This window comes from Prochlorococcus sp. MIT 0701 (assembly GCF_000760295.1).
Lineage (GTDB): Bacteria > Cyanobacteriota > Cyanobacteriia > PCC-6307 > Cyanobiaceae > Prochlorococcus.
Genome location: NZ_JNBA01000041.1, coordinates 1 through 13,778 on the forward strand (window position 1 = coordinate 1; position 13,778 = coordinate 13,778).

At 45.0% G+C, this 13,778-nt stretch carries 14 protein-coding genes; 9 read left to right on the forward strand and 5 right to left on the reverse strand.

Annotated features, from left to right (window positions below):
• On the reverse strand, nt 1-223 hold a 223-nt coding region (locus EV12_RS12360), incomplete at its 3' end, for a Signal peptidase I (RefSeq protein ID WP_072014325.1).
• A 338-nt stretch (nt 224-561) separates the two neighbouring features.
• Between EV12_RS12360 and EV12_RS13790 the strand changes: the two genes are divergently transcribed.
• The 4 genes from EV12_RS13790 to EV12_RS14355 all read left to right on the forward strand — a co-directional run bounded on the left by EV12_RS13790 (nt 562) and on the right by EV12_RS14355 (nt 5,838).
• Complete coding sequence (locus EV12_RS13790; RefSeq protein ID WP_036931278.1) at nt 562-747, forward strand: hypothetical protein; 186 nt, start codon at nt 562-564, stop codon at nt 745-747.
• A 1,516-nt stretch (nt 748-2,263) separates the two neighbouring features.
• Nucleotides 2,264-3,346: an AmmeMemoRadiSam system radical SAM enzyme gene (gene amrS / locus EV12_RS12365; RefSeq protein WP_036915872.1), complete on the forward strand. Its 1,083-nt coding sequence runs from the start codon at nt 2,264-2,266 to the stop codon at nt 3,344-3,346.
• Between the two features lie 237 nt (nt 3,347-3,583).
• Nucleotides 3,584-5,020, forward strand: a complete 1,437-nt coding sequence (gene amrB, locus EV12_RS13795; RefSeq protein WP_052039547.1) for an AmmeMemoRadiSam system protein B — start codon at nt 3,584-3,586, stop codon at nt 5,018-5,020.
• Nucleotides 5,021-5,574: 554 nt separating this feature from the next.
• Nucleotides 5,575-5,838, forward strand: a complete 264-nt coding sequence (locus EV12_RS14355; RefSeq protein WP_036915876.1) for a hypothetical protein — start codon at nt 5,575-5,577, stop codon at nt 5,836-5,838.
• 346 nt (nt 5,839-6,184) lie between these two features.
• On the opposite strand, the gene EV12_RS12385 is transcribed toward EV12_RS14355, so the two are convergent.
• Nucleotides 6,185-6,457 (reverse strand): cupin domain-containing protein, encoded by a 273-nt coding sequence (locus EV12_RS12385; RefSeq protein ID WP_036915877.1) that lies wholly within the window; start codon nt 6,455-6,457, stop codon nt 6,185-6,187.
• 453 nt (nt 6,458-6,910) lie between these two features.
• On the opposite strand from EV12_RS12385, the gene EV12_RS12390 reads away from it, so the two are divergent.
• Nucleotides 6,911-7,162 (forward strand): hypothetical protein, encoded by a 252-nt coding sequence (locus tag EV12_RS12390; protein WP_052039548.1) that lies wholly within the window; start codon nt 6,911-6,913, stop codon nt 7,160-7,162.
• A gap of 654 nt (nt 7,163-7,816) precedes the next feature.
• Here EV12_RS12390 and EV12_RS12395 read toward each other — a convergent pair.
• Nucleotides 7,817-9,034 (reverse strand): pyridoxal phosphate-dependent aminotransferase, encoded by a 1,218-nt coding sequence (locus tag EV12_RS12395; protein WP_036915878.1) that lies wholly within the window; start codon nt 9,032-9,034, stop codon nt 7,817-7,819.
• Nucleotides 9,035-9,375: 341 nt separating this feature from the next.
• Here EV12_RS12395 and EV12_RS12400 point away from each other — a divergent pair, with 341 nt between their 5' ends.
• Nucleotides 9,376-9,993, forward strand: a complete 618-nt coding sequence (locus EV12_RS12400; protein WP_036915880.1) for a MarC family protein — start codon at nt 9,376-9,378, stop codon at nt 9,991-9,993.
• 259 nt (nt 9,994-10,252) lie between these two features.
• On the opposite strand, the gene EV12_RS14360 is transcribed toward EV12_RS12400, so the two are convergent.
• Together EV12_RS14360 and EV12_RS14365 are read right to left on the reverse strand one after the other, a co-directional pair.
• Nucleotides 10,253-10,423 carry a hypothetical protein gene (locus tag EV12_RS14360; RefSeq protein ID WP_193742238.1) on the reverse strand — a complete coding sequence of 57 codons (171 nt, stop codon included), beginning with the start codon at nt 10,421-10,423 and terminating at the stop codon, nt 10,253-10,255.
• The gene (locus EV12_RS14365; protein ID WP_193742239.1) at nt 10,420-10,575 is read right to left on the reverse strand and encodes a hypothetical protein; all 156 of its coding nucleotides are present in this window, start codon (nt 10,573-10,575) and stop codon (nt 10,420-10,422) included. The genes EV12_RS14360 and EV12_RS14365 overlap by 4 nt, the downstream gene beginning before the upstream one ends.
• A 548-nt stretch (nt 10,576-11,123) precedes the next feature.
• Between EV12_RS14365 and EV12_RS12410 the strand changes: the two genes are divergently transcribed.
• The 3 genes from EV12_RS12410 to EV12_RS12420 all read left to right on the forward strand — a co-directional run.
• Nucleotides 11,124-11,804, forward strand: coding sequence for a dienelactone hydrolase family protein (locus tag EV12_RS12410; RefSeq protein ID WP_052039549.1), 681 nt, complete (start codon nt 11,124-11,126; stop codon nt 11,802-11,804).
• A gap of 413 nt (nt 11,805-12,217) precedes the next feature.
• Nucleotides 12,218-12,931, forward strand: a complete 714-nt coding sequence (locus EV12_RS12945; RefSeq protein ID WP_052043469.1) for a hypothetical protein — start codon at nt 12,218-12,220, stop codon at nt 12,929-12,931.
• 66 nt (nt 12,932-12,997) lie between these two features.
• Nucleotides 12,998-13,778, forward strand: a 781-nt coding sequence (locus tag EV12_RS12420; protein WP_036915884.1) for a carbamoyl-phosphate synthase, incomplete at its 3' end; no start/stop codon positions are given.

Consider the following 13,778-nt stretch of genomic DNA (forward strand, 5'->3'; position numbering starts at 1 on the left):
GAAAAGGGAGCTTGTCGTCAAAGGCCACTAGCCAGCGCTGCACCGCTGGCACACGCAACAAAGCCAATGGCACAACAATATTCAGAGCAATCCAGACGAAACCAAGGATTGCTCCGATTCGTCCACCCTTCTTGAGCAAACTCTCTTTCGGCTGCGGTTCGTCCATCGAATCACCGCTCATCAAGCTTTCTGCATTATGCCCTCGACCAACAAGGAGGCTCATTGGAGCCCAATTGGGAGGCTGATCAACAAAAAAAAGACCCTCGCGTGAACGCGACGGGCCTGGGTGATGGGGAGCTTTATTTCTAAGGGAAAGAGCTTATTGACGCAAGCCCCTACAAATAGCGCTTCGGCTTAAAGAAAGTACAAGTGGCACCAGTAGTAGTGTTTCTGCGCATGAAAGGTTCCAAGCCTGTTCCTAGTGGCTGGGTGATGGGGATCAATCGGCTTTTTACTTCAGCGCGCCTCCATCAAGCAAAGGGGCTCCTTTTTTCAATGCGCAAGGTTCAACGACCAACCACCTAGCCGTGCTGAACTGATAACCAGAACAAACTGACCCCATTGACTTTCCCCACTCTTCTGGCCTACGCCACAGTCGGCGACGCACGCAATGCAGGCGTGCTTGGCCTAAGCATGGGGACATGGATGATCTTGACGTTGATCTTCCTAGGCATCTCATCGGTTTACTTCATTCTGCTGTGGTTCAAGATTGGTCAGCAGGAATCAAGCAAGAAGGGGAGCAGTTAAGCCTTCCCACTTTAATTTAGGCATTTCAACAGTTTAACAGTATTACATTAGCGGCAAAAAAATTAATCCTAGCTAAGTCTTTAGATCCTGTTCAAGCCGAGATCGTCTGTACGACCTAGCAGGTCTCAGAGCAGTCAGATTTACGCCCATATCAACCGCAGATTAGACAACGTAGTCTAAAGAATCAGAGATCTCAGCTGATTAGAGCGATGGCTTTCTTTTGTTAGCGCTATGTTCTTAAAGTGTAGACTGGCTTAAAAATAAGATGGGAAATTTGTATTAACAAATAGTCTGGTTATCAATAGCAGCAGTGACGATTAAGTGTCTTTAACACAAGACAGAAGCCGACAAGAATAGACAAGCCAGACACAAACGGTCTCTGAAATCTCATACTGCCTGCGGCTTAAATTCAACAATAGAGTTGAAAAATTATTGATTCGTGCCTGTCACTAGGAACAAAACCACCAGCAACATATTGGTAGCATTTTGTACTGGCTTACGGCTAGACTATGAGCAGCCAAAAGATCAATACTTGAACAACACCTCTAGCTGGAACGATTTCTTTGCGGGCAATGCAACAATACTTACGGAGTTTACAGTCGCACTAGCGACAGTTGCTTGGCTCTATATCCTGAGACAACGACCTAAGGATAAAGAGTAAGAGCAACTAATTTTAGAGACATGCTATTGCTATGAATTTATCACTTAGCACTTTAATCCTACTATTATTAGTGATGCAGGATAGTGTCAATGCTCAGGGATTTAAAAACTCAATCCGTCAATGTAGCCGAGAAGTATATGATCTAATCGAAGGAGAGCATCAATACGTATGCATTACTAAATCGGCAGTAACGCAATCAGAAACTAGAGGGAAAGTCTTCATAGAGGAATGTAAGACCACATATGCAAGAAGATTTGACAGATGGTCTAAAACTTTAGTAGAAAAAGTAGTCAAAGAAGAATGTAACTCTACGCCTAAGGATCCTGAAATAATTATTGAGTATCCTGAAGTCTGGCCGTAGCTAAATACTTATGCTTGAACACTACTTAGAATAGTCAGTTATCATAAACATCTAACAACTAAACAAAGCTCAAGGCCTATAAGCTGGTCAATACTAAGCTGCTAATATACATTTACTCGAAGTTAGACGAGGAAAGGAAGTTGTATGAAAGGCTGTGGTTCACTCGCTCGCTGTGCTCACTCGTTCACATCACTATCAATAAAGGAGACTCAGCAAATCCAATATCTCTTCTTCAAGGCATCTGGGCCTTATGAACACACCAACCTCTCCAACCTGTACATCTGATGATGCGTGATGGGGGTAGGATTGCTTGGAGAATCAATATGACTTTACTCTCCTATGGTTCTAATGGATCTTAGCAATATCCTTTAATATTTTAATAGCAATTTCAAGACATTCAAAACAAATTACAGTTAGAGTGAATCCCTGGAGATAGGTAATCAAATTGTTTTGATGGAACTCAATGATTTCTTGATCACAAAGCCAGCCACACCATGATTGATACAGCTTCATTACACCTAGGGCGATGGTGGTCGCAAGAAGGCGAAAAAATTCAATGCGATCTCTGCCCTCGTCATTGCCAAATGAAACCGGGCCAGCGAGGTTTTTGTTTTGTGCGACAAGCCACGTCTTCAGGCATGGCCCTAACCACCTACGGACGTTCGAGTGGTTTTTGCATCGACCCGATCGAAAAGAAACCGCTCAATCATTTTTTTCCTGGTTCTTCAGTGCTTTCATTCGGAACAGCAGGTTGCAATCTAGGTTGCAAGTTCTGTCAAAATTGGGACATCTCGAAGTCTCGAGAGATGGATCGTTTGATGGACGTGGCCTCACCTGAGGGGATAGCTGAGACCGCCCAAAAACATGGATGCCGGTCAATAGCCTTTACCTACAACGATCCTGTGATCTTTGCTGAATATGCCATCGATGTAGCACAAGAAACTCGAAAGCGTGGGATCAAAAATGTGGCAGTAACTGCCGGATACATCACCAAAAATGCTCGAGCGGAGTTCTTCGAAGAGATGGATGCAGTCAATGTAGATCTCAAAGCCTTCACTCAACGCTTCTACCGAGACTTATGTGCAGGCGAGATTGAGCCAGTCAAAGACACCCTTCGCTATCTGGTGCACGAAACAGATATTTGGGTTGAGATCACAACCCTATTGATCCCGGAAGAAAACGATGGCGATGACGAAATCCGAGAACTCGCAGCCTGGGTCCGCGAAGAGCTGCGCCCAACAATACCGATTCATTTTTCTGCCTATCACCCTGACTACAAGCTAAAGCGACCAAAAACACCGCCCTCAACACTGACAAAGGCGCGGGCGATCGCTATGGAAGAGGGTCTTCAATTTGTCTATACAGGTAACGTGCATGACCCGGCTGGGGACAACACACATTGCCCTAATTGCAACCATTTACTGATCGAGCGCGACTGGTATGCATTGGGTCAGTGGGGGCTTTCAACAACATTGAAAGGAACTTGCTCACAATGTGGAGCAAAGATCCCTGGACATTTTGATGCAAACCCAGGTCAGTGGGGCAGGCGACGTCAACCGGTACGTGTTGGCCGCTAATGTCAGCAATCGAAGCTGACCAAACAGTGCCTAGCAATACAGTTCTAACAAAACATTTTACTCTGATATTAAACTTATGCTTAATGACAAAAACTGACCAAGATAGACTCTCATTTATCGCCTCCTCAGCCAATCAAAATGAAACGTTGGCAACGCAACTGCCTCCAAGTGAGAATGTCAAGCATCAATGGTTTCCAGCTTGAATCTATTAGCAACTTAAGCAAAGAGACTTAGACAATGATCAATGTGAGAGCCCCTGCAGTCGCCGGTCTATTTTATCCAGCTGACAGAGAAACCCTCGCCACCGACGTCGGTAGATTCATAGCAAATGCTCCTGTACCACAAACGTTAGAGCCTAAGGCACTAATTGCTCCACATGCAGGTTACGTTTACTCGGGTCAAGTCGCAGCAAATGCCTATATCGCTTGGCAAAGTCAAAAAGACAAGATTGAACGCATTGTTTTGATAGGCCCATCCCATCGAATCTCGTTACATGGCATTGCCGTGCCAACAGTAGATGCCTTCAAGACACCACTAGGAGAGGTTGCGATCGATAGGGAAGCCATCGCGGCGATAACTGATTTACCGCAGATCGTGATCGATGACGAACCACACCGGCAAGAGCATTCACTTGAGGTCCATCTTCCATTTCTACAAAAAGTTCTTGGCGACTTCAAATTGCTACCTCTTGTGGTTGGTGCCGTTTCCAGCGAACAGGTTGCCGAAGTCATTGAACGTCTCTGGGGCAGTGATTCGACACGGTTTCTAATCAGCACTGATCTCAGCCATTTCAAGGACTACAAAAATGCCCAGAAGATTGATAGAGAGACAGCTCAATCTATCGAGAGTATGAATCCAGCCATGCTTAGCCCAGAGAAAGCATGTGGGTGTATTCCAGTCGCAGGAATGTTGATTGCTGCACGCAAGTATGGCCTCTCTGTTGAGCGACTTGATTTACGAAACTCTGGTGACACAGCAGGCAACAAAGAACGAGTTGTTGGTTATGGCTCCTGGGCCGCATGCAAGAAAGACTATCAAAGCAATTCTCTACGATTGGAAGATGATTGGGGTCTACTGAATCGTGAAGGAGGACGTCTCATCCGAATCGCAGCACAGACCGTTGCCTATTCGATCAAGAATGGTCATCCTCCTGCTGTAGACATCGCTTCTTTCCCGCCAGAGCTTCAGGAAAATCGTGCCACTTTTGTCACGTTAAATAAGAACGGAAATTTACGAGGCTGTATCGGTACAGTCCAGGCCTGTAAACCGCTCATCGCTGATGTCGTCGAGAATGCCTATAAAGCTGCAATGAAAGATCCTCGGTTTGCGCCCATAAAGATAGAAGAGTCGTCAGCACTTGAGATATCAATCTCGCTTCTTAGTCCGTTTGAAAAAATGTCATTCTCAGACGAAGCAGATTTCTTGCATCAATTGCGACCTCAAGTCGATGGTCTGATCATCTCTGACCAGGGTAAGCGTAGTGTTTTTCTACCACAAGTCTGGGAAAGTCTTCCGGAGAAGACTGAATTCGTCGGGCAACTAAAACAAAAGGCAGGGATGCCCTATGATTATTGGAGTGCTACTATTGAAACATGGCGGTTTACGGCCATTTCAGTGAAATCTTCAACAAAATATAAATCAACAACCAAGCTTGATCAATGCAAAAGTGAATAAATAGATAAATATATTCTATACTACTTCAATTAAAAGCTGAAAAAATAATAATAAAAAATAGGAAGAGAAAAGAGCAGCACAAACAGATCCACATGTGCGAAACAAATTAAAAACCAGTTCAAAACAACCTTGTTTGTACAGAAAGTTTATGAATTTATTTTCACCACTAGTTGCTTATCAAAGGCTTATGAGGCTGAGACAATCGGGCGTGGATTATCCTCGCTTAGTCAATCAAGCCAGTATTTAAGTCTCGCGAATTGATACTCTTTTTAACCAGCAATGAAAACTGGGATAAGGATGCAAATATTACATATTGGCGAGGGAACCATGCGGTAGGTAGCAAGATCTTCCACTTAGCTCTCTCGCTATTCGCTGTTCTAAACTTCCAGACTAGATGAAGTGATAGAGAAATTACCCCGGTAATGACTCCAGCCATAGCTTAATTTCTGATCTACTCCATTATCTAGCTTAGTCAAGGTTCAGGGTCTTCACCCTATGGCGACTCTCAAATCACGATGCATGAATAGATCTCTCTAAGGGAGAGAGCACTCTTATTGAGTATTCCCTCCGATCGCGCATTGCAGGTTGATGCGCTTGCTTTCAAGCAAAGAAAACACATGAGTAGATGGCACATCAAGCAAGGCCGAAAGAAGACCACTACAAATCCATCCTTGAGGCCTACAACAGAGGAGAGCTTTGGCCGACAGGCTCATGTCGCAGTCCAGGCTGCTCAGCAGAAACCCCAGTCAACATCGACTCGTTCAGAGAAAAAATCAGCAATGCTTCGGGTCAAGCAACTGCAAGATGCTCTCGAATGACTTAACAATTGACACTTGTGTTTAAGCCCCTTCTGCCCCTTATAGCCTTCAATTGAATAGTGCATTGGCTCTTAGCACGCGATGAACGTCAGGCCGATCGTGAGCAGGCCAACCCAAAAAGCACAAAACCTATTTGCTGAAACTCAACTGCGCAAAAAATACCCTCCAAAATCCCAGCTCGACATTAAATAAATACGCTAACATAGTATAACATACTAGGCAGTTATACAGATGGCCTCTCTATCGTTTTCCGAGAGTCATCAGCCAATCATTTACATCTCTTAGACCATGCATTAATCCAGTATTAAGCGATTTCACTTCACAGCTAGCCGTCATACCTCATTCATCAACCAAAGCGGTAGTGCTTGCGAACTGCCTTATGAACCTGCCAAATACAGGACATTCCAGCAGAGAACACCACAAGATCTCCTGCACCAAAGTGAACGGGCTTTCCGCCTTCGGGTGTAACGCTCACCTCGCCTTCCAGCAATAGGCAGGTTTCCTGTTCAGCATAGGTCCAAGGAAAGGTGCTGGACTCACAAGTCCAAATTGGCCATTCCCGGATACCCAGTTCATTAATCGTGCTCTCTGGGCATGGAGAGGTAATGCTAATCGCCATGAGCGAGTCGAAGGATCACTCACTTGAACCTAGTACCAGTCCTGATGGAATGTTTAAAGAGAAGACGGAGCAGAACATTCAGGCTTCTTTAAGGATGACGAATAGAAGCAAAGACACTAACGAGAACAAGCTCTTATATGGAGCTAAGTTTGTCTTTTGTTTGAGATAAACCAATCATTTACTCACTTGTGCCAAGACCTCATTCAACAGAATCAAGCCACTTAGCGGTAGCGCCTGACGCGGATCAATCTGCGGTCCAACACCATGAGAAAGAAGATGAAGAGACGCTGCAGCAAGCAAAAACAGCCACTACAAGACTTGGGGAAGTCATTGGCAGCAGAGCATAGGTGTTGTTACTGATCAGCCAAGCTGTACATAAGAGATGCCACTTTATCAAGCCTTTGTGTGTCTATCGGGTAGTATTAAAGAATTGTTCGTTTTTTCAGGGGTCACATGTCCAAGAAAGACTGGTTTGGCATTGGATATGTATCTGCATGGGTAATGATTTGGGGAACGATAGGTTCTCTGATTGATTTGCCATTTCTGAACGCTGAAATCTACTTGCCAGGTTCAATAGGCCAAGTCACTACATTCATTGTCACAGCGGTCATATCGGTGATCATTGGTGTATTGTTATATCCAAAGGTATTAGAAAATACCCTTATTGTCTCAGCATTAGGCTTGGATACTGACGAGAAAAAATAATTTCAATCATCAAAGTTAGATTGCCGTAATAGAGTCAGTCCGGATTGCCAGAAGGTCGAAATTTATTTGTATATGAGAGGAGAATGGGTGAAATTAGACACGGAAGAATGAAAACAAAAGCCCCTATAATTAGATCCATCCATCCACACAGCATGATTGACATTCTCACCAACAGACGAAGGCTTTATCACTTCATGGACGCTCAAAGAGTGATGACAAGAAGATAGCCCAAAAACATGCAAGGCAAGGGCCATCAACACCTACAATCATTCCCATAGACTTATCAGCAATAATTCTGATCACTATTTACCTTTTAATGAATTAGGGTGAAAACCATAGGAAGCATAATAGCCAGTAATAATTAGATCCAATCAAAGACTTACTTAAAAAAATGGGCCACTTAAGAGGTAAAAAAATCATTAAATCTCATCCGCACAATTCTACAAGTTTTCATAGTAATGGATGTAAGCTTATAGCCATAACACTAGGCAATGACAACCTTAATACATTTACCGTCTTGCATGATTTGTGCGAGATTGCAGCATCAAAACTCGCCTCTGCAGAGTTGATCAGAATTCACCGCCTATTTAGAACTTGAAAAGTGGTATTTGCTTTTTTTAAATAAAATAAAAGAGTTAATTTTAATTGACTTCGTTATTCAGGTGGAACGGACTCCTTTTTAACTGCATTAAGCAAGCCTGCCTCCAAACGATCAAAGGCATCTATCAATTCAGCGCCTTCAAGCATCCCCACGCTGATGCGCAGTACACAACTCTCGTTCTTAAAACCAAAACTACAACCTCCAATCGTGGCAACTCGATAATCTCTTACCAGCTGACGCATCAAGGTGTCTCCATTGCAACCACAATCCACTTCAAGTAAGCCATAAAAAGCTCCATTGGGTTGATGTAAAAAGCGCCAGGGTCGATCGTTGCTAGCGGCAAAACGCTTCAATAGCAACTGATATCGACTCATGAATTGAGAGACATTCTGCCGCATCCAACCAGAACCATCTGACAAGGCCGCAATCGCTGCTCGTTGGCAAAAGCGGGGCGGACAAATCATGACTGTGTCTTGAACCTTGGCCAAAGCCTGACTCCAACCAATAGGAGCTGACATATAACCCAGACGCCATCCGGCCATGCCATAGGCCTTGGAGAACGAATAGAGAGAAACAGTATGATTCGCTGCTCCAGGAAGAGAGCCAGGGCTCCAATGAGGTACATCACCAAACACAAAATCCTCATAGGCCTCATCGCTGATGTGCAGCAAACCATGCTGTTCACAGATCCCATTGATGGCGGCAAGTAAGGTTTGAGGGAAAACGATTCCGCTTGGATTATTAGGACTTATCGTGACAATGGCACGGGTGCGTTTTGTAATCGCAGCCTCTATGAGCTCAGGGTTAGGTATCAAGCCAGCATCCACAGGAACAGGGACTCCACCGGCCAACTGAATAGCCATAAAGTGATTGAAGTAATAAGGCAGCGGCAGAATGACCTCATCTCCAGGATCACAGAGAACCTGAGCAATTGCATGAAATGCCATGTTGCTACCTGCAGTGACCATGACCATGCTTTCGGCCAAATCCAAACCGTTCTGGATCATCAATTTTTGCTTAATCAGCTCAAGCAAAGCGGGATCACCTCGAACCGGGCCATAACGATTAAGGCTTGATTCTTGATTCAACAGAGCATTGTTCATTGCCAGTTTTACGGCAACGGGTGGAGCCCAATTCACCATGCCCTGGGCCAGCGAAAGGGTCCCTGGCGTCTTCGCCACCAACTCGTTAAGTTCTGGAATCACAGGGTCCAGCACAGCATCGATCTGCGTGCCAGGTTGAGGGTGTTTGCTTGAGAAGAAAGAGTTCACGTCGATCGAGTTAAAGGTTCGTCCATTTTTTACCAGAATGGAATGGAAATCTCAAATCACCAAATCCATAAGATATTGACCTACCAAAAGAGAAGAACCACCTTCTCAACATGAAGTTATTAAAGCATTTACCATTACTGAAATAATCCGTCTTACACAAGGCAATCTCAGCCCATTATAAGTAGCCTACATATTAAGCCTGTTGAAATCAAACCCATTGCCGATCGCGATCTGCTGCCAATAGAGGCGCTCACAGATCAACAACACCTGGCATAGAATTAACATCTGCGGTTCATCAGACCCGTAAGTGTTATCAATAAAAACGATTAATTCCAATCTTTATGTCTCTTCTAAACACTGCCATTGGAATCTTTACTGTTGCTAACCCTATTGGCAATCTGCCGATCTATCTTTCATTCACAGATGGAGATCAAAAAACCGATAAGGCAATCGCACGCAACAGTGCTTTCACCTTCCTGATCGCACTTCTCTTGGCTACATGGCTCGGAAATGATTTGCTGGCAATTTTCGGCATAAGCCAAGGAGCCTTTCAAATATCTGGTGGGTTAATTGTTATCTTGATTGGTCTTTCCATGCTCCGATCCAAACCACCAGAAGAGCACCATGACCCAGCCTCAATTGATCGAGACAAGGGTTCTTCAGTGAAAGGAATCGTGCCTATCGGCATTCCTCTTCTTGCAGGCCCAGGTACACTTACTGTTGCAATTGCCGATCCGGACATTTCTTCAATAATTGGCAAGCTCTCTTTAAGCCTTATAATTCTACTATTAGCTGCTTTGATATATCTGATTTTTGAAGCCGGAGAATTGCTTTCCTCCAGGATTACTACATCAGCCCTACAAGTGCTCACCAAAGTAATGGGAATGGTGCTTACATCTATTGCCGTGCAGATGTTGCTAGATGGCCTGAAGGCCTCGTTCCCAAGCATTTCACAATGAGCCATATATGATCCTCAAGGCAATTGCTTTATGATCGAGCATTGATGAGATGATAAAAACAAACCAAGAATTTTCATCAAAAGGAGTCTAGGTTGATTTCACAGAAAGGGTCCTTGCCAACATTGCCTAGACGAACAAAGAAGCCAAATTGAAATTATCAACTAATACAATTTACTCTTTAGCATTTCCGAAAAATCACATGAGCATGAATGCAAAATTACTTAGCTTACCATCAGCGAAAAGAGAATATTGCAAAGACTCATTTACTATCCGAATTGCGCTTAAAAAGACGCCAAATTAATATCATTGAAAACACGGCAATCACTCCGCCACCAGGAACCCAAGGCAATGAGAAATTCATAAGCTCACTGATTGAAAAAGCAAACACCTCCATCGAGGAAACCAAAACAACAAGGTTGTAAGAGCTCATCGTCTTGGCACCTCAACTCGAATAGCTGGCTCATCGATTCGCTTTTGCCCCTTAAGCAGCATCTTTTTGATTGCATAAGCAGCAACACCAAAGATCACCAGTGCCCCAATGGCCTGAACAAAAACAACATAGGTGGCAGCAAAATTGTTCATTCCTTTTCCCTCTTAAACCAGCCAAGCTCAGATCTGGCGCGGATCAATGCAGTGATGAGTGCACCTCCAAAAAACGCTCCAACCGCTGTTATGACAAGCAGGATTGCTAATGGAAGGTGTGTTCCAGCCTGGCTTAAAGGGTCTAAAGGATCCATCAAGCCATTAAAAAGCCTCAAAGCAAAAATGGCGCAAAGCTTTGATGAACTGGCATCTCACCAGATTGCTGAGTAGTGATCACCCCAAAGTTCACCATCGCCGGCAAGGAGACCGGCCTTCGTTGACTCATCGTCTCAAGCAAGGGCAGTCTTAAGAGCTACGAGCACCACAAGCCATTGATGCCATCGGCAAAATTGGTTATAGAAGAGGCTATTTGAGATCTAAACAAGATCACAAAAGCCCTTATCAAGGCAGACCAGCCACTCCTAGAGAGCCTGCCACCTCTACCCAATGATCAAGGCAAAGCAACTCCTAGATCAGCAAGCTAAACGCCCCATACTGCAGAAATCTGCCAAAAACCTTCGCACCGACAACATGAGACAGCTACTCAAATGAAAAGCGAATGGATTTTGATCAAAGAAGGCGCGGTCCCCCTGCGCTGCTGGTGGTCAAAACCGAGTCAAGATCGTGATGAAATCGTTGAAGAGCCGAATCGTGTTGCCCTGGTGTTACCAGAAATCTTCGGAGTCAATAACTGGGTTCGCAGTGTTGCCGATCGCCTCGCCACTAGAGGCATCCCAGCCCTGGCGATGCCACTATTTTCTCGCACCGCACCGGAGCTAGAGCTTGGCTATAGCGAAGACAACCTGATCGAAGGTCGTCGACACAAGGACTCAACCTCAATGGAGCAAATCCTTACCGATACCTACACAGCTATTTGTTGGCTTAACAAACAGTTTGATCAACCACAAATCACTGTGGTTGGCTTCTGTTTCGGCGGACACGCTGCACTGATCACTGCAACCATGACCGAGGTGAGCGAGACCTTCAATTTTTATGGTGCCGGTGTAAGCAAGACCCGCCCGGGAGGTGGTGCACCAAGCCTCGAATTATTGCCGCAGGTCTCAGGCCGACTGACATGTCTGTGCGGTACAGCAGATCCGTTGATCCCAACTTCAGATCGGCAAGCAATCCAAGCGGCATTACGCATGCAGGATCCTCATGAAGAGCGACTGCGCTACGTAGAGATCAATGGCGCCGATCATGGTTTCATGTGCGAAGAGTCAGAGTAGTTAAGTCATACCAAGACCTTTCGGCTATTTGAGTTGCTAGTTTGTTGCTAGTCAAACCAGAACTTGAACCAGCTGAAAGAAAAGGGAAACTTTACAAAGCTGTTGCTAGAAGTAGAAGTACACATAGGTATAAATACGTGATCAAGCAACTTAAAACGTGATCCGTGAAGCTGTTTAACCATGGTCGTTTTACATAAAAGTGGGTAAGCACCTGATATTGCAAGGGTTTTCAGTTTACTGCTAGTTTAGTTGGTGCTAGTTCGGGTATTAAGCACGATTTATATTGAATTTGAAAGCCATTGGAGGTAAAGAGTCAATACAAAGGAGCCTACAGATAGGCGTAGGTATTTCTACCCATATGGACGAGCTTCGTCCAGTGACGTTACTCTTACCCATAATCCAGTCAACTCTTTATGACTTTCACGGAGTCAGAGATTAGCTCAGGCAATGAGTACGAAGAAGCTCTAGCCGCAGTTGTCATACCAGCGGCAATCAGGCAAAACGAAACCCCTGTAATCCAACAGCTGGTTGCTGGCAGGGTACTGGAGATTCAAGAAGAGCATGAGTCGATCGGTCAGTCGCAGGTCGCCATTGCAGAGCATCTCCATTTCCTAAGGAGCAATCTGAAGAAGGGTAGTTGGACTGCATTTATCGAATCTGGTGTTACAGGTTTATCGAAGAAAGCTAGTCAAGATCTAGAGAATGCTTGGACTAAATGGCTGAAAGATTCTGAGGTCAGTCCCAAGCTACTGGCGATGATGTCAGCTCGTACTTTGAATGCAATGGCTAACGCAGAGCCAAAGCAGCGAGAGAGAGTTTACAACGCAATAGAGGAAAGGAAAATAGAAGGCAGTGAGAGTGAAGTTAAGAGGATCCTAAATCCAAACAGAAAGTCCAAACCCAAAGCTGCACTTGGTGCATTCAAGGATTTACCAAGTGATAGTTCCGAAGCGGACAGACTCATCCATGCAACGAAACTGATCAATCAACAAGGTGCTCAAATCGATACACTTACCAGCCAGAAAGATAGGCTGCTTAATGACCAAAAAGAAAAGGCTAAAACTATTGCTGGATTAAAGGAAGAGATCAGGCAGCTAAAGGAACAGGCCAAGGCAGCAAGTTACTGAGTTGTTGAAGCAGCAATCCTTTAAATAATCACCCAGCTGATCAATCCACAACCCCATTATTATCCAATGCAGCGTTCCCTGCGCCTCTCCTTATCGCTCACTGGTGCTGCTGCTCTTGCACTAGCTAGCACTCCCATCCAGCCAGTAGCTGCTCAAGAGGATGGCAGTGCAGCAGATCTAGGGGTGATGGGGATCACCCTCAAGGATGCAGTCAAGTTCAACTGGGGTTTTCAGGGCGCATTGCAAGGAGCAGGCACACCCAATCAAGCAGGTATTGGTGGGTTCCTGCCAATTGCTGTTGGCGAGAACAGTGTGTTCTTTGCTGATGTGCTGCTCAATGCCAACTTTTCTGATTACGAAGGCTACAGCAGCATCATCAATACAGAGGTCGCTGGCACCACGATCAGCACATCAACCCGTTTGGGTTATCGCTGGCTGAACGGTGATCGCAGCTGGACGTACGGCATCAATGCTGGCTATGACAGCCGGCCAATGAATACAGGCAATGCTGATTCAGGTGTCACTCTCTATGACAAGGAAAGTGCCTTCTTCCAGCAGATCGCAGCTGGTCTAGAAGCTGTATCAGATACATGGAAATTCAATGCCTATGCCCTTATTCCAGTTGGTGATACAGAGCAGCGCCTTAACAGTCGTTATTTAGGCGGTGCGTTAGATACCTACGGCTTAGATGTTGGTTATTTCATCACGCCTGATCTCAATGCCTCTGTTGGTTATTACTACCAGCAAGGCGATCTTGATGATGCTGATGGTTCTGGTGTGCAAGTCGCGCTGGATTATGTGATCGCTGATGGCTTAACTCTTGGCGTCAATCTCTCCCATGACGAAG

What these genes read in the sequence shown, in the direction of transcription:
- amrS (WP_036915872.1), top strand. Translation starts at nt 2,264, where the DNA reads ATGATTGATACAGCTTCATTACACCTAGGGCGATGGTGGTCGCAAGAA.
- amrB (WP_052039547.1), top strand. Translation starts at nt 3,584, where the DNA reads ATGATCAATGTGAGAGCCCCTGCAGTCGCCGGTCTATTTTATCCAGCT.
- EV12_RS12385 (WP_036915877.1), bottom strand. Translation starts at nt 6,457, where the DNA reads ATGGCGATTAGCATTACCTCTCCATGCCCAGAGAGCACGATTAATGAA.
- EV12_RS12390 (WP_052039548.1), top strand. Translation starts at nt 6,911, where the DNA reads ATGTCCAAGAAAGACTGGTTTGGCATTGGATATGTATCTGCATGGGTA.
- EV12_RS12400 (WP_036915880.1), top strand. Translation starts at nt 9,376, where the DNA reads ATGTCTCTTCTAAACACTGCCATTGGAATCTTTACTGTTGCTAACCCT.
- EV12_RS14360 (WP_193742238.1), bottom strand. Translation starts at nt 10,423, where the DNA reads ATGAGCTCTTACAACCTTGTTGTTTTGGTTTCCTCGATGGAGGTGTTT.
- EV12_RS14365 (WP_193742239.1), bottom strand. Translation starts at nt 10,575, where the DNA reads ATGAACAATTTTGCTGCCACCTATGTTGTTTTTGTTCAGGCCATTGGG.
- EV12_RS12410 (WP_052039549.1), top strand. Translation starts at nt 11,124, where the DNA reads ATGAAAAGCGAATGGATTTTGATCAAAGAAGGCGCGGTCCCCCTGCGC.
- EV12_RS12945 (WP_052043469.1), top strand. Translation starts at nt 12,218, where the DNA reads ATGACTTTCACGGAGTCAGAGATTAGCTCAGGCAATGAGTACGAAGAA.